The sequence below is a fragment of the Lysobacter olei genome, from assembly GCF_054777355.1.
In genome coordinates this window covers 182,809-208,904 of record NZ_BAAHAT010000003.1, presented here as the reverse complement: position 1 = coordinate 208,904, position 26,096 = coordinate 182,809, and the positions used below count along the sequence as shown (strand labels likewise).

Genomic DNA, 26,096 nt, shown 5'->3' with positions numbered 1-26,096 from the left:
AAGGAAACCGTCTGATGTCACGTGCCGACCTCCGCTTTGCCTTGCTCAACCTGCTGCCGGCCGCGCTGTATGCCGCGTTCATCGTGGCCGGCTTCGCCAGCATGGGCGGGCCGGTGGATGTGGCCTGGTGGCTGGGGCTGAGCTTGGGCATGGGGCTGTGGCTCGCGACGGGCGTGCTGCGCACCTTGGCGCTTCGACGCAACTGGTTTGCGCTCGGGGCCGGGGCGTTGCTGCTGCGCTTTGCGGCCGTGGTGCTGCCGGGCGCGGTGATCGTGCAGTTCGGCGCGCGCCTGGCCGTCCAGGCGGCGACTGCGCTGGGGCTGCTCCAATCGCTGCCGGGTGACGACTATGGCATCCGCGAACTGATTGCCTACTCGATCCAGGTCGCACTGATCCTGTGGCTGTGGGTCGCTGGATGGGCGGGTTGGCACCTGTTGCGCCACCGACGCCAAAGCGAGATCGCCCGCCTTCGCGCGGAATCGCAGCACAGCGCGCTGGAGCTGGACGCACTCCGGGCGCGACTCAATCCGCACTTCGTCTTCAATGCGCTCAACAATGTCCGCGCGCTGATCAACGAGGAGCCCGCCCAGGCACGCGAAGTGGTGACCCGGCTCTCCAACATCCTGCGCCACGCTCTGGAACACAGCCAGCGCGATTCGGCATCGCTGGGCGAGGAGTTGACGGTGGTGGAGGACTACCTCGCGGTCGAAGGCGTGCACTACGAGGAGCGCCTTCGCGTGCATCGCGACATCGCCACCGAGGCACGCGACGCGCGGCTGCCGCCGATGCTGCTGCAATTGCTGGTGGAGAACGCCATCAAGCACGGCATCGCGCGCACGCCGGGCGGGGGTGAACTGGGCATGTCGGCGTGGTGTGACGATGGCCGGTTGGTGATCGAAGTCAGCAATCCGGGGCGAGTGGACCAGTCCGCCGGCGGCCACGGCGTCGGGCTGGCCTACCTGCGTGCCCGCCTGGCGCGCACGCCGGGCGATCGGTTCGAACTGGTGCAGAACGGGGCGCGCGTGCTGGCGCGGCTGGAGATCGGACAATGAGTGCCCGCCCATCGCCACTCAAGGTCCTGATCGTGGACGACACCCGCCTGGCGCGCCAGGAACTGCGCACGTTGCTGGCGGACGTGGCAGACGTGGATTGCATCGGTGAGGCCGATGACGTGCCCGCCGCGAAAGCTGCCATCGAAGCGCTGCGTCCCGACCTGGTGCTGCTCGACATCCAGATGCCCTCGGGCACCGGCTTTGACGTGCTGGACGGGCTGGATCATGTGCCGTTGGTGGTATTCACGACGGCCTACGACCACTACGCCGTGCACGCCTTCGATGCCAACGCGCTGGACTACCTGGTCAAGCCGGTCGTGCCCGAGCGCCTGTCCGCAGCGCTGGCCCGCGCCCGCGCGCGGCTCGCCACCACGGCGACGGCCGACACCGAGCCGAGAACCCTGCTGGGCGCCAACGATCAGGTGTTCCTGCGCGATGGCGAGCAGTGCTGGTTCGTCGCGCTGCACGAGATCAGCCGGATCGTGGTCGATGGAAACCATGCCCGGGTGTGGTTCCGTGAGGAGAAGGCGTTGTTGCCGCGCAGCCTGAGCGCGCTGGAGGCTCGGCTGGATCCGGCGCTGTTCTTCCGCGCCAATCGCAATACGCTGGTGAACCTGCGCATGGTCAAGAACATCGACCTGGCCGTGGGGGAGGGCTACGACCTGACGCTCAAGGATGGCAGCGTGGTGGAGGTGTCGCGTCGGCAGGCGCGGGAACTGCGCGAGCGCCTGGCCCTTTGACCGGTGAGGTGTGTGCGGACGCGGCGGCCGGAACGCTTTGCGACCAGCCCGGTTGAATGAAAACGGGCGCCTGAGCGCCCGTTTTCAGTGCGACGAATCCCCGCAAGGGATCAGTAGCGGTAATGGTCCGGCTTGTACGGACCGTCCACCGGCACGCCCAGGTACGCGGCCTGCTCGGCGGTCAGCGTGGTCAGCTTCACGCCGATCTTCTCCAGGTGAAGGCGCGCGACTTCCTCGTCCAGCTTCTTCGGCAGGATGTAGACCTTGGGGTCGTACAGGTCCTTGTTGGCCCACAGGTCGATCTGCGCCAGCGTCTGGTTGGAGAAGCTGTTGCTCATCACGAAGCTGGGGTGGCCGGTGGCGCAGCCCAGGTTCACCAGACGGCCTTCGGCCAGCAGGAAGATGCTGTTGCCATTGGCGAAGGTGTACTTGTCGACCTGCGGCTTGATGTTGGTGCGTACCGCGCCCGACGCATTCAGCGCATCGACCTGGATCTCGTTGTCGAAGTGGCCGATGTTGCAGACGATGGCCTGGTCCTTCATGCCCTGCATGTGCGCCAGGGTCAGCACGTCCTTGTTGCCGGTGGTGGTGACATAGATGTCGCCACGGCCGAGGGTGGCCTCGACGGTGTTGACCTCGAAGCCCTCCATCGCCGCCTGCAGGGCGTTGATCGGGTCGATCTCGGTGACCACAACGCGCGCGCCGTAGGCCCGCAGCGAGTGCGCCGAGCCCTTGCCGACGTCGCCGTAGCCGCAGACCACCGCGACCTTGCCAGCCAGCATCACGTCCATCGCGCGCTTCAGGCCATCGGCCAGCGACTCACGGCAGCCGTACAGATTGTCGAACTTGCTCTTGGTGACCGAGTCGTTGACGTTGATCGCCGGCACCAGCAACTGGCCTTCCTGCGCCAGCTGATACAGACGGTGCACGCCGGTGGTGGTCTCTTCCGACACGCCCTTCCAGTCGCGCACGACGGTGTGCCAGTAGCCCGGGCGCTCGGCGGCGACGCGCTTGAGCAGGTTCTTGATCACCTGCACTTCGTGGTTGTCGGACGGGGTGTTGACCCAGTCGCTGCCGTTCTCCAGCTCATAGCCCTTGTGGATCAGCAGGGTGACGTCACCGCCGTCGTCCACCACCAGCTGCGGGCCGAGGAAGCCACCCTTGCCATCGGGGAAGCTCAGCGCGTCCAGGGTGCAGTCCCAGTATTCCTCCAGCGTCTCGCCCTTCCACGCGAACACCGGAGTGCCGGTCTTGGCGATGGCAGCGGCGGCATGGTCCTGGGTGCTGAAGATGTTGCACGAGGCCCAGCGCACGTCGGCGCCGATGTCCTTCAGCGTCTCGATCAGCACGCCGGTCTGGATGGTCATGTGCAGCGAGCCGGTCACGCGCACGCCCTTGAGCGGGGTGGTGGCGGCGTACTTCTTGCGGATCGACATCAGGCCCGGCATCTCGTGCTCGGCGATGTCGAGTTCCTTGCGGCCCCAGTCGGCCAGCGAGAGGTCGGCAACCTTGTAGTCGCCTTCCTGGGAGAAGGTCTTGGCAACAGCGTTCATGTGCAGCTCCGAATGTTGAAGTCCGCGCGGGGCGGGCTTTGCGGGGCACGGCCGAGAGGCTGGGTGCGGTCCGCGGACATCGGGCGCCGTTGATGCACGGCAGTGGCCTGCCGCTGGGTCCGCCGAGCCTGGCCGTGCTCTTGGGTCACGGTCGCAGCGCCCCTCGGCGAAGGCTCCCATTGTACTGCGGAAGGTCCCGCGGCGGATGCACTCGGCCCCGCCCGCTCACCGGTTCTGGCGCGGCGCGTGGACTGGGGGCAGGTGCGGTTCAGGTAGATCGTCGGCCCGCGCGGGTCGGTACTTTCGTCATTTCCCGCGGGGCGAATTGCGTGCGACGCTCCGGTGGATTTTTTGACAGGGGGTGGTGAATGAAGAATCTGTTGCGGCGGTGCTACGCCGCGGGGCTGGTGGTGGCCCTGTTGCCGTTGGAGGTGTTTGCGCAGGCCATGACGGTGCGGTCGGCACCGGCTGCCAACGACGCCGCGGCGTCCGGCTACCGATTGCCGGACGCGGCACTGCAGGCCATCGTGGACGCGCCGCGCGCACCCCAATTGCTGCTGGGTCCCAAGCGCGACACCGCCGCGCTGCTGCAGACCCCGCCGCTGCCGGGCATCGACGTGGTGGCGCAGCCGGAGCTGAAGTTGGCCGGCCTGCGCATCAACCCGCGCTCGTATGCGGCAAGCCGCTTCTCGTTTGGTATGGATTTGTGGCTGATGGATGTCGCCACTGGTGCGGAGATCCGGCTGCAGGGGCTGCCGCAGCCGCTCGCCGTGGCCAGCGTGGCGTGGTCCCCGGATCAGCGCCAGTTGGCCTTCAACCACGTCGACACCCGCACCGGGGCGAATGAATTGTGGATCGTGGACGTGGCTGCGCGTCGCGCACGCCGCCTGATGGCGCAGCCGTTGAACACGGTGGTGGGCCGTGGCTACGCGTGGATGCCGGACAGCCAGCGCCTGCTCGTGCAACTGCAGCCGGCCGGGCAGGGCACCGCCCCCAGTGCCAGCACGATCCCGACGGGGCCGAATACGCAACAAACCGAAGCCGGTGCGGGCGTGCGCCAACTGCGCACGTACCAGGACCTGCTGAAGAACGAGGGCGACGCCAACCTGTTCGAGCATTACCTCCGCTCGCAGCTGGCGCTGGTGGACCTGCAGGGCAGTGCCCGCACCGTCGGCACGCCGGCCTTGTACCTGGGTGCAGCGCCGTCGCCGGATGGCCGCCACCTGCTGGTGCAGCGCGTGGAGCGCCCGTTCTCCTACCAGGTGACCGTGGGCAGCTTCCCGCGCCGCATCGAGGTGCTGGACACCGAGGGCAAGCGCGTCCACGAGGTGGCGAAGCTGCCGCTGATCGAGGGACTGCCGCCGGGCAACGACGCGGTACCCACGGGCGTGCGCAACGTCAGCTGGCGCAGCGATGCGCCGGCCACCCTGGTGTGGGCCGAGGCACAGGACGGTGGCGATCCCAACCGCGAGGTCGCCGTGCGCGATGCGGTGTACCTGCAGGCCGCCCCCTTCAAGGCCAAGCCGACGCTGCTGGCCAAGCTGTCCTCACGCTACGCCGGAGCCACCTGGGGCCGTGGTGACCTCGCGCTGCTCGAGGAATACTGGTGGAAGACGCGCCAGCAGAAGCAGTGGCGCGTGGCTCCGGATCGTCCGCAGCAGGCGCCCGAGCTGATCCACCAGGGCTCCAGCGAGGACCGCTACAACGATCCGGGCAACCCGGCCACGGTGCGCGACGCGAACGGGTTCGAACGCCTGCAGATCGCGGCCGACACGCAGAGCATCTTCCTGCAGGGTGCTGGAGCCTCGCCGGAAGGCGATCGGCCGTTCGTGGATCGCTTCAACCTCGCCACCAAGCAGAAGACGCGGTTGTTCCACTCGCAGGCGCCGTACTACGAGGCGCCGAGCGCGATCCTCGACGATGAGGCCACGCGCCTGCTGATCACCCGGGAGTCGCCGACCGAACCCACCAACTTCTACCTGCAGGATCTGGCAACGAAGGCCGCACCGCTGGCGCTGACCCGCTTCCCGCACCCGACCCCGCAGCTGAAGGACGTGCGCAAGGAACAGATCCGCTACAAGCGCAAGGACGGCGTCGAACTGACCGGCACCCTGTACCTGCCGCCGGGCTACGACGCGCAGCGTGATGGCGCGCTGCCGGTCCTGATGTGGGCCTACCCGGCGGAGTTCAAATCCGCCGCCGCCGCCAGCCAGGTGACCGACTCGCCGTACCGCTTCAACACCATCAGCTACTGGGGTCCGCTGCCGTTCCTGGCACGGGGCTTCGCGGTGCTGGACGACCCGTCCATGCCGATCGTGGGCGAAGGCACGGCCGAGCCCAACGACACCTACGTCACGCAACTGGTGGCCAACGCGGAGGCGGCGGTGGACGAACTGGTGCGTCGTGGCGTGGGCGATCGCAACCGCATGGCCATCGGCGGCCATTCCTATGGTGCGTTCATGACCGCCAACCTGTTGGCCCACACCCGCCTGTACAAGGCCGGTATTGCCCGAAGTGGTGCCTACAACCGCACCCTGACCCCCTTCGGCTTCCAGGCCGAGGAGCGCAACTACTGGCAGGCCAAGGACGTGTACCGGTCCATGTCGCCGTTCAACTACGCCGAGCAGATCAAGGACGCGCTGCTGATCATCCACGGCGAGCAGGACAACAACTCCGGCACGTTCCCGATCCAGAGCGAGCGCATGTTCGCTGCGGTCAAGGGCATGGGCGGCACCGCCCGCCTGGTGATGCTGCCCAACGAATCGCACGGCTACCGCGCGCGCGAATCGATCCTGCACATGCTGGCCGAGAGCGACGCGTGGCTGGAGAAGTACGTCAAGGCCGCCGGTACGGGGTCGACTACGCGCGCTGCGACCGCGAAGTAAACCCCAAGCGGTAGTAGCAACGAGACGGCGCCGAATTTCGGCGCCGTTTCTTTTTTCGCAGTCCCGATGTCCAGGCCAATACGACCAAGTGTTCTTGCCCTACCAGAGCCCATTCCGCGCCTATGCGACTTGGCGACTGGAAGCGTTGGGTCAGGAGGCGGGCCGCAGGGGGCAGTGCGGAAAAGCGCGCCATGGATGGCGCGCGGCCCGACTCGCGGCAGGATGCCGCGACGGAGGGCTGCAGCACTGCCCCCTGCGGCCCGCCTCCGTGCGACCACTCCTGCAAACAAACGCCCAAAAGAAACGGGCCGCCGAAGCGACCCGTTTCCAATCCTGCATTGAACTGCCGAACGGCTTACTTCAGCTTCGCCGCCTTGCGCAGTTCCTCGGCCTTGTCCGTCTTCTCCCACGAGAAAGCGGTCGCCGTCTGCTTCTTGCCGGCGCCGTCCACGTACGACACTTCCTTCGGCTTGCGGCCGAAGTGGCCATAGGCCGCGGTGTCCTGGTAGATCGGGTGGATCAGGTCGAGCATCTTCACGATGCCGTACGGGCGCAGGTCGAAGTGCTTGCGAATCAGCTTCTCGATCTGCTCGTCCGGAATCTTGCCGGTGCCGAAGGTGGTGACCGAGATCGAGGTCGGCTCGGCCACGCCAATGGCGTACGAGACCTGCACTTCGCACTTGTCGGCCAGGCCGGCGGCGACGATGTTCTTGGCGACGTAGCGCGCGGCGTAGGCAGCCGAACGGTCGACCTTCGACGGATCCTTGCCCGAGAACGCGCCACCACCGTGGCGGGCCATGCCGCCGTAGGTGTCGACGATGATCTTGCGGCCGGTCAGGCCGCAGTCACCCACCGGGCCGCCGATCACGAAGATGCCGGTCGGGTTGATGTGGATCTTGTTCTTGGGCAGCGACTCCAGCCACTTCTTCGGCAGCACCGGGCGCAGGATGTGCTCGTACACGCCCTCGACGATGTCCTTGTGCTTCAGGCCCGGGTCGTGCTGGGTCGACAGCACCACGGCGTCGAGGCCGGCCACGTTGTGGTTGGCGTCATAGCGCAGGGTGACCTGCGACTTGGCGTCCGGGCGCAGCCACGGCAGCTTGCTGTTCTTGGCCTTGCGGACCTTGGCCTGCTGCTCGACCAGGCGGTGCGAGTAGTAGATCGGGGCCGGCATGAACTCCGGCGCCTCGTTGCAGGCGTAGCCGAACATCAGGCCCTGGTCGCCCGCGCCCTGTTCTTCCGGCTTCTTGGCCTTCTTGCTGGTGCCGTCCACGCCCGCGGCGATGTCCGGCGACTGCTTGCCCAGCATGTTGATGATGGCGCAGGTGTGGCCGTCGAAACCGACATTGGAGTTGTCGTAGCCGATGTCGTTGATGACCTTGCGGGCCAGCGACTCGATGTCGACCCACGCCGAGGTGGTCACTTCACCAGCAACGATGGCGGCACCGGTCTTGACCAGCGTCTCGCACGCCACGCGGGCACGCGGATCCTGGGCCAGGATCGCGTCGAGGACGGCGTCGGAAATCTGGTCGGCGATCTTGTCCGGATGGCCTTCGGACACCGATTCGGAGGTGAAGAGGTAGCTGGACATCGAGGCTATATCCTTGCATTCGGATAAAAGGATGGGCGCGCATGATACAAGGTTGGGCGCGTCCGTGCATTCTGCGCCTTCGGGCGTTGCCTTGCATTTAACTAGCCGCGACGCCGTTTGCATGGTGTGAGCGCTCCCGCGCTGTCACCGGTTTGACGCCGATTTGCCACGTCGCTGTATTGCCGAGGCCACACGCTGCCGGCCAACAGGGGCGGGCAATAGGCACCATGCAGGCACTCGAACAGCAGCTGCGGGAGCGCTTTCCAACGTGGTTCCGGGGGCGACGCGCCACCCTGGCGCGGCCACTGTTGCGGACCATCGGACGCTGGTCGCGCTTCGATGAGGTGGCGGCCTTCCTGCAGTCCAATGGCCACCTGCGCGATTTCGATTTCGTGCAGGCCGCCCTCGATTACCTGCAAGTGCGGCATGAGGCCGATCCCGACGAGGTGCGCCGGATCCCGCCGACGGGGCGGTTGCTGATCGTGGCCAACCACCCCTCCGGCGCGCTGGATGCCTTGGCGCTGCTGCAGCAAGTGGGCCGCGTGCGCCGCGATGTCAAGATCATCGCCAACGACCTGCTGGCATCGCTGGACGGCCTGCGCGGTCTGCTGCTGCCGGTACGCATCCTGGGCGGGCGCCCGGGCGCGGACAGCCTGCGTGCCGTTGAGCAGGCGCTGCAGGCGGAGCAGTGCGTGATCATCTTCCCCGCGGGCGAGGTTGCGCGGCTGGGGTTGCGCGGTGTGACTGACGGGCGCTGGCGCCGGGGCTTCCTGCGCTTTGCCCGGAGCACCCATGCGCCGGTGCTTCCCATCCGGGTGGAGGCGCGCAACTCGGCGTTGTTCTACGGCGCCTCGGCGCTGTTCAAGCCCGCCGGTACAGCGCTGCTGGCACGGGAAATGTTCGCCCGCCGGGCGCGGCGGATCGTGTTGCGCATCGGTCGGCCGCTGCACCTGCCGGCCGATGGCGATCCCGCCCGGCACCTGCGCGAGGTGCGCCGGGAACTGCACGCCATCGGAACCCCCCGCGAGCGTAGCGTCGAATCCGGACCGGCGCCGCTGGTTGAAGCGGTGCCGGTCGCGGAGGTGTGTGCCGGGATCCATGCGATGCCGCTGCTGGGACTGACGGCTGACGGGCGCGAGATTCGTTGCGGACGGTTGCGCACGGGCTCGCCGCTGCTGCGTGAAATCGGCCGGCTGAGGGAACTGACGTTCCGTGCCGTGGGCGAGGGCACCGGACGCGGCCTTGACGTGGACATCTACGATGGCTGGTACGAGCACATCGTGCTCTGGGACGCGGGCGCGCAGAAGATTGCAGGGGCGTACCGCGTTGCCCGCGGTTCGGCGGTACTGGCCGAACACGGCCTGGCGGGCCTCTACACCGCATCCCTGTTTCGCTATGCCGATGACGCCATTCAGCGTATCGCGGCCGGCATGGAGCTTGGGCGCAGTTTCGTCGTGCCGGAATACTGGGGCAGCCGCAGCATCGACTACCTTTGGCAGGGGATCGGGGCCTACCTGGTGCGGCATCCCGGCGTGCGCTATCTGTTCGGCCCAGTGTCGATCAGCGCGGCCCTGTCGGCCGAGGCACGCGAGCAGATCGTGGCCTATTACGATCGCTTCTACGGCTCGCGTGAGTTGCACGCCGAGTCGAAGCAGCCGTTCGCCTACCGCGCCGCACCGCATCCGTTTGGCGAAATGGATGCGGAGACCGCGTTCCGTGTCCTCAAGGCCAACCTCGATGCCCTCGGGGCCACGCTGCCGATGCTGTACAAGCAGTACACCGAGCTGTGCGAACCTGGCGGCGCGCGCTTCCTGGCGTTCGGGGTGGACCCGGACTTCAGTGATGCGGTGGACGGGCTGATCGAGGTTGACCTGCATACGCTGCGCCCGAAGAAGCGCGAACGTTACCTGGGAGGCGGCCGCGCGACGCCGACGCCTACGGGGTCGGTGAGCGGAGTGCCCGCGTGAGTGCGCCGGTGGCGTCGTTGCAGCATCGCCGCCGGGCCGTGTTCATCTCCGACGTGCATCTGGGTTCCAAGCATTGCCACGCCGCGGAACTGGCGGACTTCCTCGCAGGACTGCGCTGCGATCGCCTGTACTTGGTCGGCGACATCGTGGACCTGTGGTGGATGTCGATGCGGCGGGCCGTGTGGACGCCGGCACAGCAGCGGGTGTTCGAGGGGCTCCATGCGCTGGCGCGCGCCGGCACCGAACTCATTTACGTGCCCGGAAACCATGATCGTTCCGCGCGGCGATTCTGCGGGCTGGTGCTGCCGCGCATGCAGGTGCGGCGACGGGCCATCCACACCGCGCTCGACGGTCGTCGCCTGCTGGTGACGCATGGCGACGATTACGATGGCATTACGCATTTTGGCGGTTTGCAGGAGCGCTTCGGCGACTGGCTGTACTACCGGATCCTCACCGGCAATCAATGGGTCAACCAGTTGCGGCGTCGCCTCGGGCTGCGCTACTGGTCGCTGGCCGAGTTCCTGAAGCGCCGGAGTGCGGCGGCCGAGCGCTACATCGCCCGCTTTGTCCAGGCCGGTGCGGAAGACGCGAAACGTCGCGGTCTGGATGGGGTGATTTGCGGGCACATCCACCGCGCGGCCCTGTTCGAGCGTGATGGCCAGATCTATGCCAACGACGGCGACTGGGTGGAGAGCCTGACCGCGATCTGCGAGGACCCCGACGGGACGTTCCGGCTGCTGTCGCACACGGGGCAGACCCTGGCCATGGTGGCACCGCGCGCCGCAGGTTCACCCGAGTCCGACAGACTTTCCGACGCCGCTTGAATCCGGCGCACGTCGTATGGCCTGGCGTCCCGCAGACGCCTGTTCCAGCGCATCATGGCGGGGTCGGGTCCAGGGTGATGGCCGCGACCAGCACGCGGCGGTCGTACAGCGCCGAGGACGCCGGGTGCAACCGCAATCCAACCAACTCCCGCTCCGGGTAGGGGTTTTCGACACGGGTCGAATACAGACTCGCCCCCATGCCGGGGCCGACTTCGTCACGCGATGTCGAGCCCCGCCAGGCCAATGCCACGCGAGACTTGGACTCCGCGACATCCTTCCCGCCCACTTCCAATTGGCTTGTCCAACGCCGCGTCACCGCCGTGCCGTCCCGGTACACGAAGTCCAGCAGGGCCGTCGGCTCGGCAAGGTTGAAGTCGTACGGAGGTGCGCCAATGGCGGACAGCAGGTGGACCGATCGGAAGTGGCCGGGCGGCACGGTGATCGTCAGCGGGGCATCGCCCTGCGATGGCAGGCGAAGCAGGCCGCGGATGTCGTAGTCGCGGCCCCCCAGACGCTCCATCCCCATGGGGATCCCGCAGGGATTTCCCATCGCCAGGTTGTGCACGTGGTAGCTGCTGGCAATGTCCAGGGTGTCGACGAGGGGGGTCGTGTAGTAGGGGCCCAGGTCCAGCAGATGGGGCGGTGTCTGCGCCAAACGTGGGGGGATCGCATTGCCCTGGCAAGACCACACGGAGGCGTGTCGCGTCTGAAGCTGGGGCAACGTGTCGGTGCGATCCCGCCAGCTTTCGCGCAACGCCGCTGACGGAGGCACGTAGGTCGTGCTGGGCGGTGGCGCCAGTAGCGCAGCCTCTTCTTCAATCACATGCGTGGCCCGCCGGTCTGGCTCCAGCGGCCAGAGCAGCCAGCGCCCCAGGATCGTTCGGGCAAGAACGGATCGCCCGTCAGGCGCGAAGGCAACCTGGGCCACGATGTCGTTGGCCGGTAGCCATGCCTGGAGTGGCGGCCCCAGCGCGGTCCCATTGACTGCATCGACCAGCATGACGCCGTTGACCAAGGCCTGCGCGAGGATGGCGCCGTCGGCCGACAATGCCTGTGCCCGGGCAAGCTGGCTCTCGCCGGCCAGCGCGACGGGAATCCGTTTCCCGTCGAGGCGGACGATGATCGACAGGTCCGTGCTGGCCGTTCCGCCGGGGCGCCCGCTGATCGCGATTGCGCCGCCGGTGGGTTCAAGCACCAGGCTGTCGATGCTGGCATTGAGGGGCATGGCCTGCAGCAGGCGGCCATCCTCCAAGCTCCAGCGCTGCAATTCGCTACGCAGGCCGTTGTCGCGGCTTTCGGTGGCCTGCACGATCTGCCCGCGCGTTTCGTCGAACTCGGCCGCGATCACGGTCGACTCGGGTCGGGCGTTGGCGAACACCAGGCGCGGATGCCGCAGGTCGCGGATGGCATAGAGGCGGCTTCCGGCGCCGTCCACCGCCAGCATGGATTGACCGTCACGGGAAAGTCGGGCCGTGGACAGCGACATGTCGCCAGCAGGGCCGATGGGATGTCCAAGCGTGAGGTCGAATGCCTGCACCCGGCTCTGTCCGGGTGCGACGGGTGGCGCGGCCAACCACCGCGTCACCAGGACGCGCCCATCGCCGCTGACCAGCAGATCCATCGGGGAACCGCCAAGCCGGATCGGTGGGTACCGTGGTGCGAGGTTTGGGGCCTGGAGCACATGGACGTGATCGCCTGCGGTCACGACCACATCGTGACCATTCGGGGACAGCGATGCGAAGCCGATCGGATGATCGAAATCGACCCAGGGGGACGCGGGCCGGTAAGTGTTTGCATCGACCAGGCGCAGGCGCAGGCCGTCCACTTCCACCAGCCGGCGCCCGTCAAATCTCAGCGGCCACTCCCTTCGCGGTGCGGCCAGCCACGCTCGCTCGGGCGATGCAGGGAGACGCCAGAGCCGTACCACGCCGTCCTGGCTGCCGGTGACGAGCACGCCGGACTGCAGGTTGAAGCTGCTGGCAAACCGGGGAATGAAGGAGTGGTGCGTGATCTCCGGTGCGACGCGGACCACCTGACCGCCCCGACCTTTGATCGAATCAATGGCCCACATCGCGACACGATCCCAATGCATGGCCAGCGCCAGGCAATGGTCTCCGTCCTCGTCACACTGCAACTGGTGGCCCCACAACTCACGTCGCAACACAATCCGGCCGATGGACGTGCCCGCCGGCAGTGACCAGAGCGAGAGTTCGCCCTGACGCGTCGAGACCGCCAACCGGCGGCCTCCCGCGCTGGTCGACAACCAGGTCACTTCACCGCCGGCATCAGCGAGCAGCAGACGCTGCTCCCCCGTCGTCGTATCCACCAGCAGGACGCGGCCTTGCTGCGTGCCCAGGACCAGCCAACGTCCATCCGGCGTGCTGGTCCACGCGATGAACCCATCGTCGGGGCGACCGATGTCGATGCGATGGCGCACCGCCAGCGTGCGACCGTCGAGCACCTCAACGCTCTCCAGGTTCGGGCGGTAACCAATGAACGTAGCGCCTGCCGGTATCAACCAGCTGGGACGGTAAGGATGGCCGGGGACGGGAATCCGGGTCGTGGCCAACAGGGTGCCGTCGGCCCGGTGCAACGTCAGGCGGCCGTCCTCGGATTGCAGCAGGACACGCTGCCCATCGTCGCTCCAACTTTCGCCGACGACCCTCGAATCCACCGGCACCGTGCTCTGGCGACCATCGGCGAGGGCGAGGCGATAGGTGCGATAGCCGGCCGGACGCATCTGGCCCATCGTCCAATGCTCGCTGACCACCAGATGGGTGCCATCGGGCGTGAAGACCAGCCGGCGCAGTTGGCCATCCCAGGAGGCCTGATGCTGATTCAGTTTCGTGCGCCAACGCAGCTTCCCGGTGGCGCGTTCGTAGAGCGCGACCGTGAGCGGTTCCAAGCCCAGCGCTATGAACTTGCCATCCGGGCTCAAGGTCGCAACGTGGACGGCGGCATTCGCGTCAAAGACGCCGAGCAGCGCCGGCATCCGCGATCTGGCGATGCCCAATCGCAATCGCTCATGGCGCGCTTCCGCGGCGGCGCCGATGGCCTCCTGCTCGCGCAGGTTGGCGGCCAGTGACGACAAGGCCGCATAGCCGCGGGAATCTTCGAACTGCCGCCATGCAATCTCTTCACGCTGGGCCCACAGGTTCCTGCTGGCGTCCAGCGAGTGGACTTCGGCCCGCTGCCATTCACGCGCGGCAATCAGCACGCCGGCCAGCAGCGCCGCCAGCGCCACGGCACTGGCCACCGCCAGTCGCGGTTCGCGGCGCATCCATTGCCACGCGTGCTGCGCGGCGTTGAGCGGACGCGCGCGCACTTCCCGGCCTTCGATGAAACGGCCGAGGTCATCGGCCAGCGCGCGGGCGCTGCGGTAGCGTTGCGCCGGATCCTTGTGGAGACAACGCAGGCAGATCGCTTCCAGGTCGCGGGGCAGGCCCTCGTTGTAGCGCCGAGGGGTGCGAACCGTGCCTTCATGCACCAGCGTGACGACGGCCTGCGGTGAGTCGCCCTCGAACGGGGGGTGTCCCGTCAGTGACTCGTAGAGGATGGCGCCCAGTCCCCAGACGTCGGTGGCGGCGCTAAGCTTGTCGCCTCGTACCTGCACCTGCTCCGGTGCCATGTACCCCGGTGTCCCCGAGACGCGTTCATTGTCGACCAGTCCTTCGGCGCCGACACGACGCGCAAGGCCAAAGTCCGTGATCCTGGGCACGTGGTCATTGCCAAGGATGACGTTCCCGGACTTGAGGTCCAGGTGCAGCATGCCTTGGCGATGGGCGTAATCCACGGCCTCGGCGACGGTGCGCAACAGCACGGCGGCATCCCGAGGGGACAGGGGCCCTTGTTCTTGCAGGTGCTCGGCCAGCGATCGGCCTTCCACCAGTTGCATCGCGTAATACACCTGCCCGTCGAAATCACCGATTTCGTAAACCGCGACAATGTTGGGATGCTGCAGCAAGGCCGCATGCCGGGCTTCGCGCCGCAACGTGGCGACAAACTCCGGCGCTGCCCATATCCCACCGGACAGCAACTTCAACGCAACCTCCCGATCAAGCGAGCGCTGGAATGCACGGTAGATGACGCCCATGCCCCCGCGCCCGATGACTTGCCGCAGTTCGAAGTCCCCGAACTCGCGCTGGCTCGGATCGTCGGGATCGGGCTCCGATGAGCGCGCCACCCGGCCGTCCGCGCCCGGCACCACCGTTTCCTGGCCAAACGCCAAACGCACCACGGCGGAATTCATCCACCATCGGGTGTCACGTGGGTTCCGTTGTCCCTTCTCATCGGGCATGACGGCTACACGTCGTGGCCCACGTCGGCCAGCTCGCGAAGCGCATTCAGCTCGGCGTCCAGTGAGGCGGTATCGGAGACGGTTTCGGCAAGTTCCTCGCGAATCAGTTCCCGCAGCCGCTGCCGCAAGCGCCGCACATTGACTGCCACGGTGTTGGGCTTCATTCCAAGCGACCGGGCGACATTGGCATAGTCGTTTGCCGCCGGCGCTTCGACCAGGAACGGCGACAGTGCGGCAAGCAGGGCCTCGTGGTGCGCAAGTCGCGCCTCCTCCTCAAGTCGCTGGCGGGCGTGATCCACCAGCGTGAGCACCCACAGGCGGTTGAACTCCTGCTCGGGCGAGGACGCCGCGCCATCCGGCAAAGCCACGTCGTCTATGTCGACCCGGACCAAGCGGCCACCGCGCTTCCCGGCCAGCCGGCTGGCCCATTCATTGGCCAGGAAGTGGCGCAGCACCGACAACATGTAGGTTCGAAAGCGGCCTCGCTCGGGGTCCGCGCGTGCGTCCCAGCGTTGCTCCAGAAGGCGGGCGAAGAACTCCTGCGTCAGATCCTCTGCGTCGGCGGAGCCAAACCCGTGTTCACGTATGTATCCCAGTACAGGGTAGCGATAGCGCGTGCAGATGGATTCGAGCGCCGCGCGCGCGCCTTCTTCTCCGCCCTGGCCACCAAGGATGATGCTCCACTGCGTGGTCATGAAGCGGGACAATCGCGCCTCCTGGTGCAAAGAGGAAGCGCGCCATCGCAAGGGCTTCCTGCCGGTATCAACGGGGCACGGTGCGGCCGGTCGGCCAACGGCAATCAAACGATGTGGAACAACGTGGCACGTGCGTCCACGGGCGCAAATCGCACCGCCTCCGGTGCATCCCAGCCGCGATGGGTGCGCTGGGCCTGCTGCAATGCCTCAAGCCATTCCTCCCGCCTCAGGCCGGTGTCCTTCACGTCGATGCCGGCGAAGTCCGCCGCCACTTGGCGGAAATGGCAGAAGCTCTCGTAGTCGGCAATTTCCGCGCGCAAGTTTTGCAGGGCGACGTCCACCAGTAGCGCGTCGTCCAGGAGTCCGATGCTGGGAAGGTGGTCGGGCAGCACATCTTCCGGATTGTCGATGTAATCGCGCAGCGCATCAGTGCGTTGAAGCACGTCCGCAGACGCGTGCCAGTCGTCGTCTGCCGCCAGTTGCTTGAGGTGGTCCCACGCGCGCATGCGTGATTCCACGAACGCCGGCGTCACACCCGTTGGATAACGCTCCAGTACCCTGCGTGCCGCCGTGGCGAACTGATCGGTGCCCAAGGGTTTGGCATTGGGATCCATGCGCCGCATCGCATCATTGAACAGCGGCAGACGCGCGCCATCCAACTCGTATCCGCCCGCGTTGTGCCGACGGCCAAATTGGCTTCCGATCACATCACCCAGTCCGTTTGGAAACGTGTCGGTGATCCGCTTGGAAACGTTCATGTCAACCTCCGGGAGTGGCCAAGGTGGCGCGTCGCCGGCAGCGCCGTTCACGACAACCGTCACGCTCCCATTCCGGATTCTTTGTCCGCGATGACAATGCGGCGATGCCCCGATCGGGGGACTTTGGGGTGGCTCAGGCGGCGGACGGCAGTGACGGCGCGACGCCTTCCGCGAGCGCATCGAAGTAATCGCGCGTCACGCGTAGCTGCGCCACGGCATCATCGGCCCGATTGACGATCGCCCTGAACGCGGCGTTCTCCGGCCGGTCCTTTGCGTACCAGCCCAGATGCTTGCGCGCGATGCGCACGCCGGATGGCTCGCCGTAGAAGGCGTGCAGGTGCTGCAGGTGTCCCACCAGTACATCCCGGACTTCGGCCAGCGTGGGGGCGGGCAGGTGCGTGCCGGTAGCCAGGTAATGGGCGATCTCTCGAAAGATCCAGGGCCGCCCCTGTGCGGCGCGTCCTACCATCACCGCGTCGCACCCGGTAAGGCGCAACACCTGTGCCGCTTTGGCCGGGGTGTCGATGTCGCCGTTTGCGATGACGGGGATGGAAAGCGCGGCCTTGATGGTCGCGATGGTGTCGTACTCGGCTACGCCCGTGTACTGCTGGTCGCGCGTGCGCCCGTGGACGGCCAAGGCGGCAATACCCGATGACTCCGCAATGCGGGCAATGGCCAGAGCGTTGCGCTGGTCGGCGGCCCAGCCGGTGCGGATCTTGAGGGTCACCGGCACGTCGACCGCGCCGACGACCGCTTCAAGAATGCGCGCCACCAACGCCTCGTCACGCATCAGTGCGGAGCCTGCCCAGGCATTGCACACCTTCTTGGCCGGGCAGCCCATGTTGATGTCGATGATCTGCGCGCCGTGATCCACGTTATGGCGGGCCGCTTCCGCCATCACCTCGGGGATGGTGCCGGCGATCTGAACGCTGATCGGAGCCGGCTCGCCCTCGTGGTCCATCCTGTGGCGCGACTTGGCCGTGCGCCAGAACCGTGGATCGCTCGTGGTCATTTCCGACACGCACAGGCCGGCGCCGAGCTGCTTGCACAGCACGCGGAAGGGTTTGTCGGTGACCCCGGCCATCGGCGCGAGGATGACCTTGGGCGCAATCTCATACGGTCCGATGCGCATGGTGCGCATTGTACGGGGACCGGGCGCCCCAGGCGTCAGAACGGGCCGAAGCGGCCTTCCACCTCATCGCGGCGGGGCATCGACAACGCCGCGCCGGCCCGCTCGGTGGACACCCCCGCAAAGGCCCCAGCAAACCGCACGTGTGCCTGGAACGCGCGGCCCGGCTCGCTCGCCAGCGACGCGGCCAGCGCGCCATTGAAGGCGTCGCCCGCGCCGGTCGTGTCCACGGGCGTCACCGCCGAAGCCGGCACGCGATAGTGGTCATCGGCATCGCCGCGCAGGCACTGCGGCGGGTGCGAGACGAAACAACCCGCCGCCCCCAGCGTCAGCACCACGCTGGCATTGGGTTGCCAACCGCGACACAAGCCATGCAGTTCGCCATCGGGCAGGCCCGCGAGCGACTCGGGGTCCACCGTCGGGCCCCCATCGCGGGCCAGGTGCGCACAGAACTCGGTCTCATTGGGCGTGGCTACGTCCACGTACGCCCAGAGGGTCGCCGGCACCGCGGTATTGGCAGGTGCCGGGTTGAGCAGGGTCGTCACGCCGGCCGTTCGCGCGGTGCGCAGCGCCGCGGTCACGGCCTCCACGGGAGACTCCAACTGCACCAACACCACGGCCGACGTTTCAATCTGCGACCGTTGCGCCGTCACAAACTCGGGCGAGAGCGCCGCATTGGCACCGGCTCCGATCACGATGCTGTTTCGGCCCGCGTGGTCCACGTAGATGCCCGCCGTGCCGGTGGGCAGCTCACTGCGCTGGTCATGCAGGTCGATGTCATCCGCCGCCCCCAAGGCCCGCGCCCACTGCGCGCCCACGTCCTCGCCCAGGGCGCAGACGAAGGCGGTGGCCGCGCCGGCACGCGCCGCGGCCGTCGCCTGGTTGAAGCCCTTGCCGCCGGGCCCGGTGCTGTACTCGCCGCTCAGGGTCTGGCCGGGCACCGGCAATTCGGCGCAGCGCCACACGTGGTCGACGTTGAACGAGCCGACCACCGTCACCCGGCCCCTGGCGGTCATGTCATCACCCGAACTGGGTCAGCACGCCCGCGATGGTCGCGGTCATCAGCGTGGCGATGGTGCCGCCCAGCACCGCGCGCAGGCCAAACCGCGCCAGGTCCTGGCGACGGTCCGGGGCCAGCCCGCCGATGCCGCCGATCTGGATGGCGATCGAGCTGAAGTTGGCGAAGCCGCACAGCGCGTAGGTGGCGATCAGCTTGCCCTGCTCGGTCAGCGCCACGCCGGCCACCTTGCCGTTGACGATGTCCGCCAGCTGCAGGTACGCCACGAATTCGTTGATCACGATCTTCTGTCCGATCAGGCCGCCGACCAGGGTCGCGTCCTGCCACGGCACGCCGATCAGCCAGGCCACCGGCGCCAGCACGTAGCCCAGCAGGGTCGCCATGTCGGTCGGCTTGCCCAGCATCGCCTGCAGCCCGGTGACCTCGCCGATCCAGGTCAGCGGCCAGTTGAGCAGCGCAATCAGCGCGATGAATGCCAGCAACATCGCGCCGATGTTCAGCGCCAACCGCAGGCCATCGCCCGCGCCGGCGGCCGCCGCGTCGATGATGTTGCTGGTGGTCTTTTCCACTTCCATCTTGACCGTGCCGCGGGTCAGCGGCGTGCCGGTTTCAGGGATCAGCAGCTTGGCCACCACCATCGTGGCCGGCGCGGCCATGATCGACGCCGCCAGCAGGTGCTTGGCGTAGTACGCCTGCTGCTCCGGGTCGCCGCCGCCCAGCATGCCCACGTAGGCCGCCAGGACGCCGCCCGCGATGTGCGCCATGCCGCCGATCATCATCGTGATCAGCTCCGACTCGGTCATCCGGCTGATGTACGGGCGCACCGTCAGCGGCGCCTCGGTCTGCCCGATAAACACGCTGGCGCACACGCTGGTGGTCTCCGCACCGGAAACCCTCATCACCTTGGTAATGGCCCACGCCATCGCGCGCACGATCGCCTGCATCACGCCCAGGTGGTACAGCACGCTCATCAGTGCCGCGAAGAAAATGATGGTCGGCAGCACCTGGAAGGCAAAGATGAACCCGTACTTGGACGTGTCCATCAGCCCGCCGAAGATGAAGTTGGAGCCGGCGTTGACGAAGCTCAGCACCTTCACGAAGCCGTGGCCCAGCGCATCGAACACGTCGCGGCCGCCCGGCACCAGCAGCACCACGGCCGCGAAGGCCACCTGCAGGGCGACGCCGGTGGCGACGAGGCGCCAGTCCACCGACTTGCGGTTGTTCGAGAATAGCCAGGCCAGTCCGATCAGGACGACGAGACCGAACAGGCCAAAGGCCACTCGGGTGATTGCTTCCACGTGACGGTTTCCCCCGGCCGGACGCGGCCGTATGTCGGCGCAGCCTAGTGCAGGCCCCGCGTGAACGGCAAGCCGTCGGGCCTCAGCCGTCCCGCGCCACCACCCGGTTGCGGCCTTCGAGTTTGGCCGTCTGCAGGCGCTTGTCGGCCCGGCGCAGCAGGTGGGACAGGTCCTGCCCGTCCTGCGGGAATCCCGCGATTCCCGCACTGAAGGTAATGGGCCGCGGCTGGTCGCCACGCTCGGGTTCGAACGGGTGTTCGGCCAGGATCCTGCGGATCGCGTCGACGCGTTCCCAGGCCGTGCCGACGGGCTTGCGCAATACCATCACGAACTCTGCGCCGCTGACCCGCACCAGTTGTTCACCGCCCTCCAACTGGCCACGCAGCGAGGCCACCACATGGCGGAGTGCGCGGTCGCCTGCATGCTGGCCCAGCTCGTCATTGATGCGCTTGAAGTGGTCCAGGTCGAGCATCGCCACGCTGAGGCTGCCGCCCTCGCGCTTGACCACGTCCAGCAGTTGCGGCACGCGGTGCATCAGCCAGGTGCGGTTGGGCAGGCGGGTCAGGCCGTCGGTGCCGGACATCTCGACCAGTCGCTGCATCCGGTACACCAGCATCGTCGTGACCGCCGTGACGAAGGCGAGCAGGACCAGTCGCTGCATCTGGTTGCCCACGGTCACGGCGCCGTATTCGGCCGACATCAGCAGTTCCGGCGAGCCGGCCACCAGGAACGCCAAGACCACCAGCAGGCCGTACTGCCCCACGGCCAGTGCGCCGGCGAGCAGCGTGGTTCGGCCGTCATTGCGCAACGCCGTCACCAGGATGGCCAGCACATACCCGCACCACACCACCATGCTGTTCAGGCCGGCCGCCAGGTGATTGATGGCCAACAGCACCAGCAGCGCCGACGTGGCGGTGACGTCGAAGGTCGTGGTGGCGAAGGGCAGCCAGCGGTACCTCCGCCTGCGCCTTGCCAGGGCCAGCCATGCCAGGGCGACGGCATTGAACAGCACCGCCCCCGTCAGCCCGAGCAGGGTCTCGGCGACCGTGCTGCCCATGAGGTTGTCCACCAGAGGCAGCAACAGCAGCAGCCCGGCCACGACCACGCGAATGCGGGCCACCAGCAGTTCGCCGGAGGCACCAATCTCCAACATCATTTCATCGGGCCGCGCGAGCAGCGCGGCGCCTAGCTTGCGGAAGAGTCTGGTGGCGTCGGACATGAAATGCGTCCCCAGGGCCTGGCGGGGAGCATAACCCTCCCGCCGTGATCGTTGTCGGCCCGACGCCGGTATGCCGCAAAGCGCCATCCAGCCCCATGGACCCAAGGCCCCCGTCAAGTTCCAGGCCATCCGCGTCCTCCCGGCTACACTGGTGAACCTTCGTGTTCCGGATTCATCGGGAGTTGTCCATGCACTATCGTCGCCTCGGCTCATCCGGCCTGCAGGTGTCCGCCCTGTCCTTCGGGGCCTGGGTGACGTTTGGCTCGCAGATCGGGCGCGGGACCGCGCGTGAACTGATCGCCACCGCCTGGGACCACGGCGTCAACTTCTTCGACAATGCCGAGAGCTATGCCAAGGGCGAAGCCGAGACGGTGATGGGCGACGTCATCGCCGACCTGCGGCTGCCGCGCGATGGCTACTGCGTGTCCAGCAAAGTGTTCTTCGGCAGCGCCCGGGAGCCGCGTCCCACGCAGAAGGGGCTGTCGCGCAAGCACGTCACCGACGCCTGCCACGCCGCGCTGCGCCGGTTGCGGGTGGACTACCTGGACCTGTATTACTGCCACCGCCCCGATGCCGAGACGCCCATCGCGGAGACCGTCTGGGCGATGGATGCGCTGGTGCGGCAGGGCAAGGTCCTGTACTGGGGCACGTCCGAATGGTCGGCCGTGCAGATTCGTGAGGCGCACGAAGTGGCGCGCGCGCACCACCTCCACGCCCCGACCATGGAGCAGCCCCAATACAACCTGCTGCACCGCGAGCGGGTGGAAGCGGAGTACGCGCCGCTGTACGCCGAGTACGGCATGGGCACCACCACGTTTTCCCCCTTGGCCTCGGGGCTGCTTACCGGAAAGTACAACGCAGGCTTCCCGACTGACGCCCGCTTGGGGCTGGAAGGAATGGAGTGGCTGCAGCCCATCGTGCTCGGGCAGGACGACGACCGCATGGAGCGCGCGCGTCGATTCACGTCGCTCGCGGCGGAGATGGGACTCGCGCCGGCGGCCCTGGCCATCGCCTGGTGCCTGCGCAATCCGCATGTGTCGTCCGTGATCCTGGGGGCGAGCCGTCCGGAGCAACTGCTGCAGAACCTGGCGGCATTGCAGTTGGGCAATGAGCTGGGCGAGGACACCTGGGCACGGGTGGAGGCAACGGTCGCCTGAGGCCGTCTGCCCCGCGCGAACGGGCCCGCCACGATCCCCACGCCCTATACTCGAACCCATCATTGGACGAGGGGGCGTAGATGGAAATCCTGGCAGTCGTATTGCTGGTCGCGGGCGTGGTGGTGCTGTTCAAGACCGTGCGGATGGTGCCGCAGGGCTATGAGTGGACGGTGGAGCGCTTCGGCAAGTACACCCACACCATGACCCCGGGCCTGCACTTCCTGATCCCGGTGGTGTACGGGGTGGGGCGCAAGATCAACATGATGGAGCAGGTGATGGACGTCCCCAGCCAGGACGTCATCACCAAGGACAACGCCGTAGTGAAGGTCGATGGCGTGGTCTATTTCCAGGTGCTGGACGCGGCCAAGGCCGCCTATGAGGTGGCCACGCTGGAAATCGCCATCCTCAACCTGGTGATGACCAACATCCGTACCGCCATCGGTTCGATGGACCTCGACGAGTCGCTGTCCAAGCGCGACGAGATCAACGCCAAGGTGCTGGTCGCGGTGGACCAGGCCACCCATCCGTGGGGCCTGAAGGTCAACCGCATCGAACTGAAGGACATCCAGCCGCCGCGTGACCTGGTCGACTCGATGGCGCGGCAGATGAAGGCCGAGCGCGAGAAGCGTGCCAACATCCTTGAGGCGGAAGGCTTCCGCCAAGCCGCCATCCTCAAGGCGGAGGGTGACAAGCAGGCCGTGATCCTCGAGGCCGAGGGCGAGAAGGAAGCCGCCTTCCGCGAGGCCGAGGCCCGCGAGCGCCTGGCCGAGGCGGAGGCGAAGGCGACCCAGATGGTGTCCAACGCGATCGCCTCGGGCAACGTGCAGGCCATCAATTACTTCATCGCGCAGAAGTACATCGAGGCGTTCAAGTCGCTGGCCGAGGCGCCCAACCAGAAGTTCGTGATGATGCCGATGGAATCCGCCGGCGTGATCGGTTCGCTGGGTGGCATCGCCGAACTGGCCAAGCAGGCGCTGGAGCAACCGGCGCGCGCCGCGACCAAGGGGGGGTGAACCATGCAATGGAACGGTCCAATGGTGGTGTGGGCGGCGCTGGCGCTCGCGTTGTTCGCCGCCGAAACGCTGGCGCCCGGTGCCTTCCTGCTGTGGTTGGGCTTTGCCGCCGTCGCGGTGTTCCTGCTGGTGACTGTCCTGCCGGACGTAACGGTGCTGGCGCAGGTGGCGGCCTTCGTCGTGCTGGCGTTCGTGTCGATCCAGGTCTACCGCACCTGGTTCCGCAACCGCGGACGCGAGAGCGACCAGCCCATGCTCAACCGCCGCGCCGAGCAGCTGGTGGGGCGCGTGGTGCCGCTGGACCAAGCCATCATCAATGGCGTCGGCCGCGTGCAGATTGCGGACGCCTTCTGGGATGTGGTGGGCCCCGACGCGCCTGCCGGCACCGCCGTGCGGGTGATCGCGGTGGACGGCATGACGCTGCGGGTACGGCCCGCGGATTGATCGCAGCGCACTACATAAGCATGCGCCTGCGTATGCGGCCGGCGAGCAGGTGACGAGGGCGGCCAGAGGCCGCCTTCGTCTTGGGATGTCCTGATCTGGGATAATCCCTGTCCCCACGTCACCCAATGCAGGCCCACCGACGATGACCCAGAAGACCATCCTCAACGACACCCATCGCGCGCTCGGCGCCAAGATGGTCGACTTCGGCGGTTGGGACATGCCCATCCACTACGGGTCGCAGATCGACGAGCACCACCTCGTGCGCAAGGACGCCGGCATGTTCGACGTCTCGCACATGACCGTAGTCGACCTGCGCGGTGAGCAGGTCCGCCCGTTCCTGCGCAAGCTGGTCGCCAACTCCGTCGACAAGCTCAAGGTGCCGGGCAAGGCGCTCTACACCGGCATGCTCAACGAGCAGGGCGGCGTCATCGATGACCTGATCATCTATTTCCGCGACGAGCAGTTCTTCCGCCTGGTGGTCAACGCCGCCACCCGGGAGAAGGACCTGGCATGGATCACCGAGCAGGCCAAGCCGTTCGGCGTCACCGTTACCGAGCGTCCGGAGTTCGGCATTATCGCGGTGCAGGGCCCGACCGCCCGCGAGCGCGTCCTCGGCCTGCTGCGCGAGGAAGACCGCGCGGCCATCGGCAAGATGGGCAAGTTCGTGGCCGGCGAGGCCAAGACCACCGATGGCATCGACGTGTTCGTGGCCCGCACCGGTTACACCGGCGAGGATGGTTTCGAGATCGTCGTGCCGGAGCAGCACGCAGTCGCGTTCTGGAATGCGCTGCTGGCGGCAGGCGTCAAGCCGGCGGGCCTCGGTGCCCGCGATACCCTGCGCCTGGAAGCCGGCATGAACCTCTATGGCCAGGACATGGACGACACCGTGTCGCCGTATGAAGCCGCGATGGGCTGGACCGTGTCGCTCGACGAAGGTCGGGATTTCATTGGACGTGCCGTGCTGGAGCAGCAGAAGGCCAGCGGTGCCCCGCGCCAGTTGATCGGCCTGGTGATGGACGAAAAGGGCGTGCTGCGCCACGGCCAGAAGGTGCTCACTGCCCACGGCGAGGGCGAGATCCTGTCGGGCACGTTCTCGCCGACGCTGGGTAAGGCCATCGCATTCGCACGCGTGCCGGCGGGCGACATCCCGCTGGGCAGCGCGGGTAACGTGCGCGTCGACATCCGCGGCAAGGAGGTCCCGGTGCGCGTGGTCAAGTTCCCGTTCGTCCGCGACGGCCAGCCGCAGGAAGGCGTCCTCGCCTGACCCCGTCTTCCGGCGGCGTCGCTGCCGCCGGATTGCTTCACTGCAGCACAAGTCGTCGGGCCCGCGGCGGTTGCGCGGCCCGGCGCTTGGTTAAACTACATTCCCCTCAACCCACACACGTACCACCGGAGCACCCCCCATGAGTGAGATTCCCGGCGACCTCAAGTTCCTCAAGTCCCACGAGTGGGCCCGCGTCGAAGGCGACGGCAAGGTGACGGTCGGCATTTCCGACCACGCCCAGGGCCTGCTGGGCGACCTGGTCTACGTCGAACTGCCGAACGTTGGCGACAGCGTGCAAGCTGGCAATGCCTGCGCCGTGGTGGAGTCGGTCAAGGCCGCCTCCGACGTGTACGCGCCGGTCAGCGGCACCGTCACCGCCGTCAACAGCGCGCTGGCCGACAAGCCGGAAACCATCAACGAAGACGCTTACGGCGAGGGTTGGCTGTTCACCGTGGCGATCGACGACGCCGAACAGCTCAACGAGCTGCTGGGTCCGGACGACTACGCCGAGCTGCTGGAAGACGAAGACCACTGAGTCAAACCACGCATTGCTTCCCCACCGGCCGCCTCGTGCGGCCGGTGTCGTTTTGGGTGGTCGGCATGGTTCTTCGTGTCCGAAATTGTGCGCGCAACGGCCGCGCACTTTCGCGCAAATTGGCGTGCTGCGTCGCGAAATCGCCGCCTTCTCAAAAAAAATTTTCAGGTCGTGCCAGGTGCCCGGCAATCCGTCGGGCGCCCGCTCTCGACTCTATTGGCGAATGTGCCCGCTGGGGCTGTTTGTTCGTCGGTGGTTGAAGAAAACACCTAGAAAAAAGCAATTTTGAAAATGCGACGGATGCGTTGAGGAAAAAACAGAGGCCGTCTTGAATGGTTCGGAGAGGGTGCGCGACGCGGCGCGCGCGCCAGCCGCACGTCGCCACTGGTGCGATTTTTTTCAAAGGGGTTGTTGACACTATGAAAAAGCGTGATTAGGTTTCGCCCAGCAGATGCTTCCTGCAAAAACGAGTGAGCCGAACAAACGCGACAACGCGCAGTGCAAAACGAACCTCCGCCCGTGCAGCCCTGACGGTGGACGCAGGATTCGTTTCCCCCGCGCAATCGCGATCGGCTCCAGAAGCCCAACCCGGTTCGTCTTGGACGGATCGGGTTTTTGTTTGCCACGGCTCCAGCCGGGTGTCGGCGCGGGGCGGTA

Annotated in this window: 19 protein-coding genes and 1 riboswitch; of the genes, 10 read left to right on the top strand and 9 right to left on the bottom strand. The window is 67.0% G+C overall.

What is annotated here, in order from left to right:
* Window positions 1–14: 14 nt before the first annotated feature.
* Both ACYVBS_RS05855 and ACYVBS_RS05850 read left to right on the top strand, forming a co-directional pair.
* Complete coding sequence (locus tag ACYVBS_RS05855; RefSeq protein ID WP_460822417.1) at window positions 15–1,052, top strand: sensor histidine kinase; 1,038 nt, start codon at window positions 15–17, stop codon at window positions 1,050–1,052.
* Entirely contained in the window at window positions 1,049–1,792 is a 744-nt protein-coding gene (locus tag ACYVBS_RS05850) for a LytR/AlgR family response regulator transcription factor (RefSeq protein ID WP_460822415.1), read from the top strand. Before ACYVBS_RS05855 ends, ACYVBS_RS05850 begins: the two co-directional genes overlap by 4 nt.
* A 110-nt stretch (window positions 1,793–1,902) precedes the next feature.
* Here the strand turns inward: ACYVBS_RS05850 and ahcY are convergent, their stop codons facing one another.
* On the bottom strand, window positions 1,903–3,345 hold the full coding sequence (ahcY, locus tag ACYVBS_RS05845) for an adenosylhomocysteinase (protein WP_460822414.1): 1,443 nt from the start codon (window positions 3,343–3,345) through the stop codon (window positions 1,903–1,905).
* A gap of 74 nt (window positions 3,346–3,419) precedes the next feature.
* A riboswitch (S-adenosyl-L-homocysteine riboswitch) is annotated at window positions 3,420–3,516 on the bottom strand.
* A 197-nt stretch (window positions 3,517–3,713) separates the two neighbouring features.
* On the opposite strand from ahcY, the gene ACYVBS_RS05840 reads away from it, so the two are divergent.
* Entirely contained in the window at window positions 3,714–6,230 is a 2,517-nt protein-coding gene (locus tag ACYVBS_RS05840; protein ID WP_460822413.1) for a S9 family peptidase, read from the top strand.
* A 355-nt stretch (window positions 6,231–6,585) separates the two neighbouring features.
* On the opposite strand, the gene metK is transcribed toward ACYVBS_RS05840, so the two are convergent.
* The gene (gene metK / locus ACYVBS_RS05835; RefSeq protein WP_460822411.1) at window positions 6,586–7,821 is read right to left on the bottom strand and encodes a methionine adenosyltransferase; all 1,236 of its coding nucleotides are present in this window, start codon (window positions 7,819–7,821) and stop codon (window positions 6,586–6,588) included.
* Window positions 7,822–8,048: 227 nt separating this feature from the next.
* Between metK and olsF the strand changes: the two genes are divergently transcribed.
* Window positions 8,049–9,788 (top strand): bifunctional ornithine lipid synthase OlsF, encoded by a 1,740-nt coding sequence (gene olsF / locus ACYVBS_RS05830; protein WP_460822410.1) that lies wholly within the window; start codon window positions 8,049–8,051, stop codon window positions 9,786–9,788.
* Window positions 9,785–10,612, top strand: a complete 828-nt coding sequence (locus tag ACYVBS_RS05825) for a UDP-2,3-diacylglucosamine diphosphatase (RefSeq protein WP_460822408.1) — start codon at window positions 9,785–9,787, stop codon at window positions 10,610–10,612. Before olsF ends, ACYVBS_RS05825 begins: the two co-directional genes overlap by 4 nt.
* A gap of 52 nt (window positions 10,613–10,664) precedes the next feature.
* Here ACYVBS_RS05825 and ACYVBS_RS05820 read toward each other — a convergent pair whose 3' ends face one another.
* From ACYVBS_RS05820 to ACYVBS_RS05790, 7 genes are all read right to left on the bottom strand, one after another.
* Window positions 10,665–14,861: a WD40 repeat domain-containing serine/threonine protein kinase gene (locus ACYVBS_RS05820; protein WP_460822406.1), complete on the bottom strand. Its 4,197-nt coding sequence runs from the start codon at window positions 14,859–14,861 to the stop codon at window positions 10,665–10,667.
* Window positions 14,862–14,914: 53 nt separating this feature from the next.
* Window positions 14,915–15,616, bottom strand: a complete 702-nt coding sequence (locus ACYVBS_RS05815; protein ID WP_460822404.1) for an RNA polymerase sigma factor — start codon at window positions 15,614–15,616, stop codon at window positions 14,915–14,917.
* Between the two features lie 92 nt (window positions 15,617–15,708).
* Window positions 15,709–16,362: a YkvA family protein gene (locus tag ACYVBS_RS05810; protein ID WP_460822403.1), complete on the bottom strand. Its 654-nt coding sequence runs from the start codon at window positions 16,360–16,362 to the stop codon at window positions 15,709–15,711.
* A gap of 133 nt (window positions 16,363–16,495) precedes the next feature.
* Window positions 16,496–17,494 (bottom strand): tRNA dihydrouridine synthase DusB, encoded by a 999-nt coding sequence (gene dusB / locus ACYVBS_RS05805; RefSeq protein ID WP_460822402.1) that lies wholly within the window; start codon window positions 17,492–17,494, stop codon window positions 16,496–16,498.
* 35 nt (window positions 17,495–17,529) lie between these two features.
* On the bottom strand, window positions 17,530–18,507 hold the full coding sequence (locus tag ACYVBS_RS05800) for a ribokinase (RefSeq protein ID WP_460822401.1): 978 nt from the start codon (window positions 18,505–18,507) through the stop codon (window positions 17,530–17,532).
* Window positions 18,508–18,511: 4 nt separating this feature from the next.
* On the bottom strand, window positions 18,512–19,807 hold the full coding sequence (locus ACYVBS_RS05795; protein WP_460822400.1) for a NupC/NupG family nucleoside CNT transporter: 1,296 nt from the start codon (window positions 19,805–19,807) through the stop codon (window positions 18,512–18,514).
* Between the two features lie 82 nt (window positions 19,808–19,889).
* Window positions 19,890–21,026: a GGDEF domain-containing protein gene (locus tag ACYVBS_RS05790; RefSeq protein ID WP_460822398.1), complete on the bottom strand. Its 1,137-nt coding sequence runs from the start codon at window positions 21,024–21,026 to the stop codon at window positions 19,890–19,892.
* 188 nt (window positions 21,027–21,214) lie between these two features.
* Between ACYVBS_RS05790 and ACYVBS_RS05785 the strand changes: the two genes are divergently transcribed.
* From ACYVBS_RS05785 to gcvH, 5 genes are all read left to right on the top strand, one after another.
* Complete coding sequence (locus ACYVBS_RS05785) at window positions 21,215–22,183, top strand: aldo/keto reductase (protein ID WP_460822396.1); 969 nt, start codon at window positions 21,215–21,217, stop codon at window positions 22,181–22,183.
* A gap of 80 nt (window positions 22,184–22,263) precedes the next feature.
* Complete coding sequence (locus ACYVBS_RS05780; protein ID WP_460822395.1) at window positions 22,264–23,196, top strand: SPFH domain-containing protein; 933 nt, start codon at window positions 22,264–22,266, stop codon at window positions 23,194–23,196.
* A gap of 3 nt (window positions 23,197–23,199) precedes the next feature.
* Window positions 23,200–23,640 (top strand): NfeD family protein, encoded by a 441-nt coding sequence (locus ACYVBS_RS05775; RefSeq protein ID WP_460822394.1) that lies wholly within the window; start codon window positions 23,200–23,202, stop codon window positions 23,638–23,640.
* A gap of 142 nt (window positions 23,641–23,782) precedes the next feature.
* A complete protein-coding gene (gcvT, locus tag ACYVBS_RS05770; protein WP_460822392.1) occupies window positions 23,783–24,904 on the top strand; it encodes a glycine cleavage system aminomethyltransferase GcvT in 1,122 nt (373 codons plus the stop codon).
* 139 nt (window positions 24,905–25,043) lie between these two features.
* Window positions 25,044–25,439: a glycine cleavage system protein GcvH gene (gene gcvH / locus ACYVBS_RS05765; protein ID WP_460822391.1), complete on the top strand. Its 396-nt coding sequence runs from the start codon at window positions 25,044–25,046 to the stop codon at window positions 25,437–25,439.
* Window positions 25,440–26,096 lie beyond the last annotated feature (657 nt).

Bases quoted from the DNA above. Each gene is read 5' to 3' on its own strand.
- ACYVBS_RS05855 (WP_460822417.1), top strand. From the start codon at position 15: ATGTCACGTGCCGACCTCCGCTTTGCCTTGCTCAACCTGCTGCCGGCC.
- ACYVBS_RS05850 (WP_460822415.1), top strand. From the start codon at position 1,049: ATGAGTGCCCGCCCATCGCCACTCAAGGTCCTGATCGTGGACGACACC.
- ahcY (WP_460822414.1), bottom strand. From the start codon at position 3,345: ATGAACGCTGTTGCCAAGACCTTCTCCCAGGAAGGCGACTACAAGGTT.
- ACYVBS_RS05840 (WP_460822413.1), top strand. From the start codon at position 3,714: ATGAAGAATCTGTTGCGGCGGTGCTACGCCGCGGGGCTGGTGGTGGCC.
- metK (WP_460822411.1), bottom strand. From the start codon at position 7,821: ATGTCCAGCTACCTCTTCACCTCCGAATCGGTGTCCGAAGGCCATCCG.
- olsF (WP_460822410.1), top strand. From the start codon at position 8,049: ATGCAGGCACTCGAACAGCAGCTGCGGGAGCGCTTTCCAACGTGGTTC.
- ACYVBS_RS05820 (WP_460822406.1), bottom strand. From the start codon at position 14,861: ATGAATTCCGCCGTGGTGCGTTTGGCGTTTGGCCAGGAAACGGTGGTG.
- ACYVBS_RS05810 (WP_460822403.1), bottom strand. From the start codon at position 16,362: ATGAACGTTTCCAAGCGGATCACCGACACGTTTCCAAACGGACTGGGT.
- dusB (WP_460822402.1), bottom strand. From the start codon at position 17,494: ATGCGCATCGGACCGTATGAGATTGCGCCCAAGGTCATCCTCGCGCCG.
- ACYVBS_RS05800 (WP_460822401.1), bottom strand. From the start codon at position 18,507: ATGACCGCCAGGGGCCGGGTGACGGTGGTCGGCTCGTTCAACGTCGAC.
- ACYVBS_RS05790 (WP_460822398.1), bottom strand. From the start codon at position 21,026: ATGTCCGACGCCACCAGACTCTTCCGCAAGCTAGGCGCCGCGCTGCTC.
- ACYVBS_RS05785 (WP_460822396.1), top strand. From the start codon at position 21,215: ATGCACTATCGTCGCCTCGGCTCATCCGGCCTGCAGGTGTCCGCCCTG.
- ACYVBS_RS05780 (WP_460822395.1), top strand. From the start codon at position 22,264: ATGGAAATCCTGGCAGTCGTATTGCTGGTCGCGGGCGTGGTGGTGCTG.
- ACYVBS_RS05775 (WP_460822394.1), top strand. From the start codon at position 23,200: ATGCAATGGAACGGTCCAATGGTGGTGTGGGCGGCGCTGGCGCTCGCG.
- gcvT (WP_460822392.1), top strand. From the start codon at position 23,783: ATGACCCAGAAGACCATCCTCAACGACACCCATCGCGCGCTCGGCGCC.
- gcvH (WP_460822391.1), top strand. From the start codon at position 25,044: ATGAGTGAGATTCCCGGCGACCTCAAGTTCCTCAAGTCCCACGAGTGG.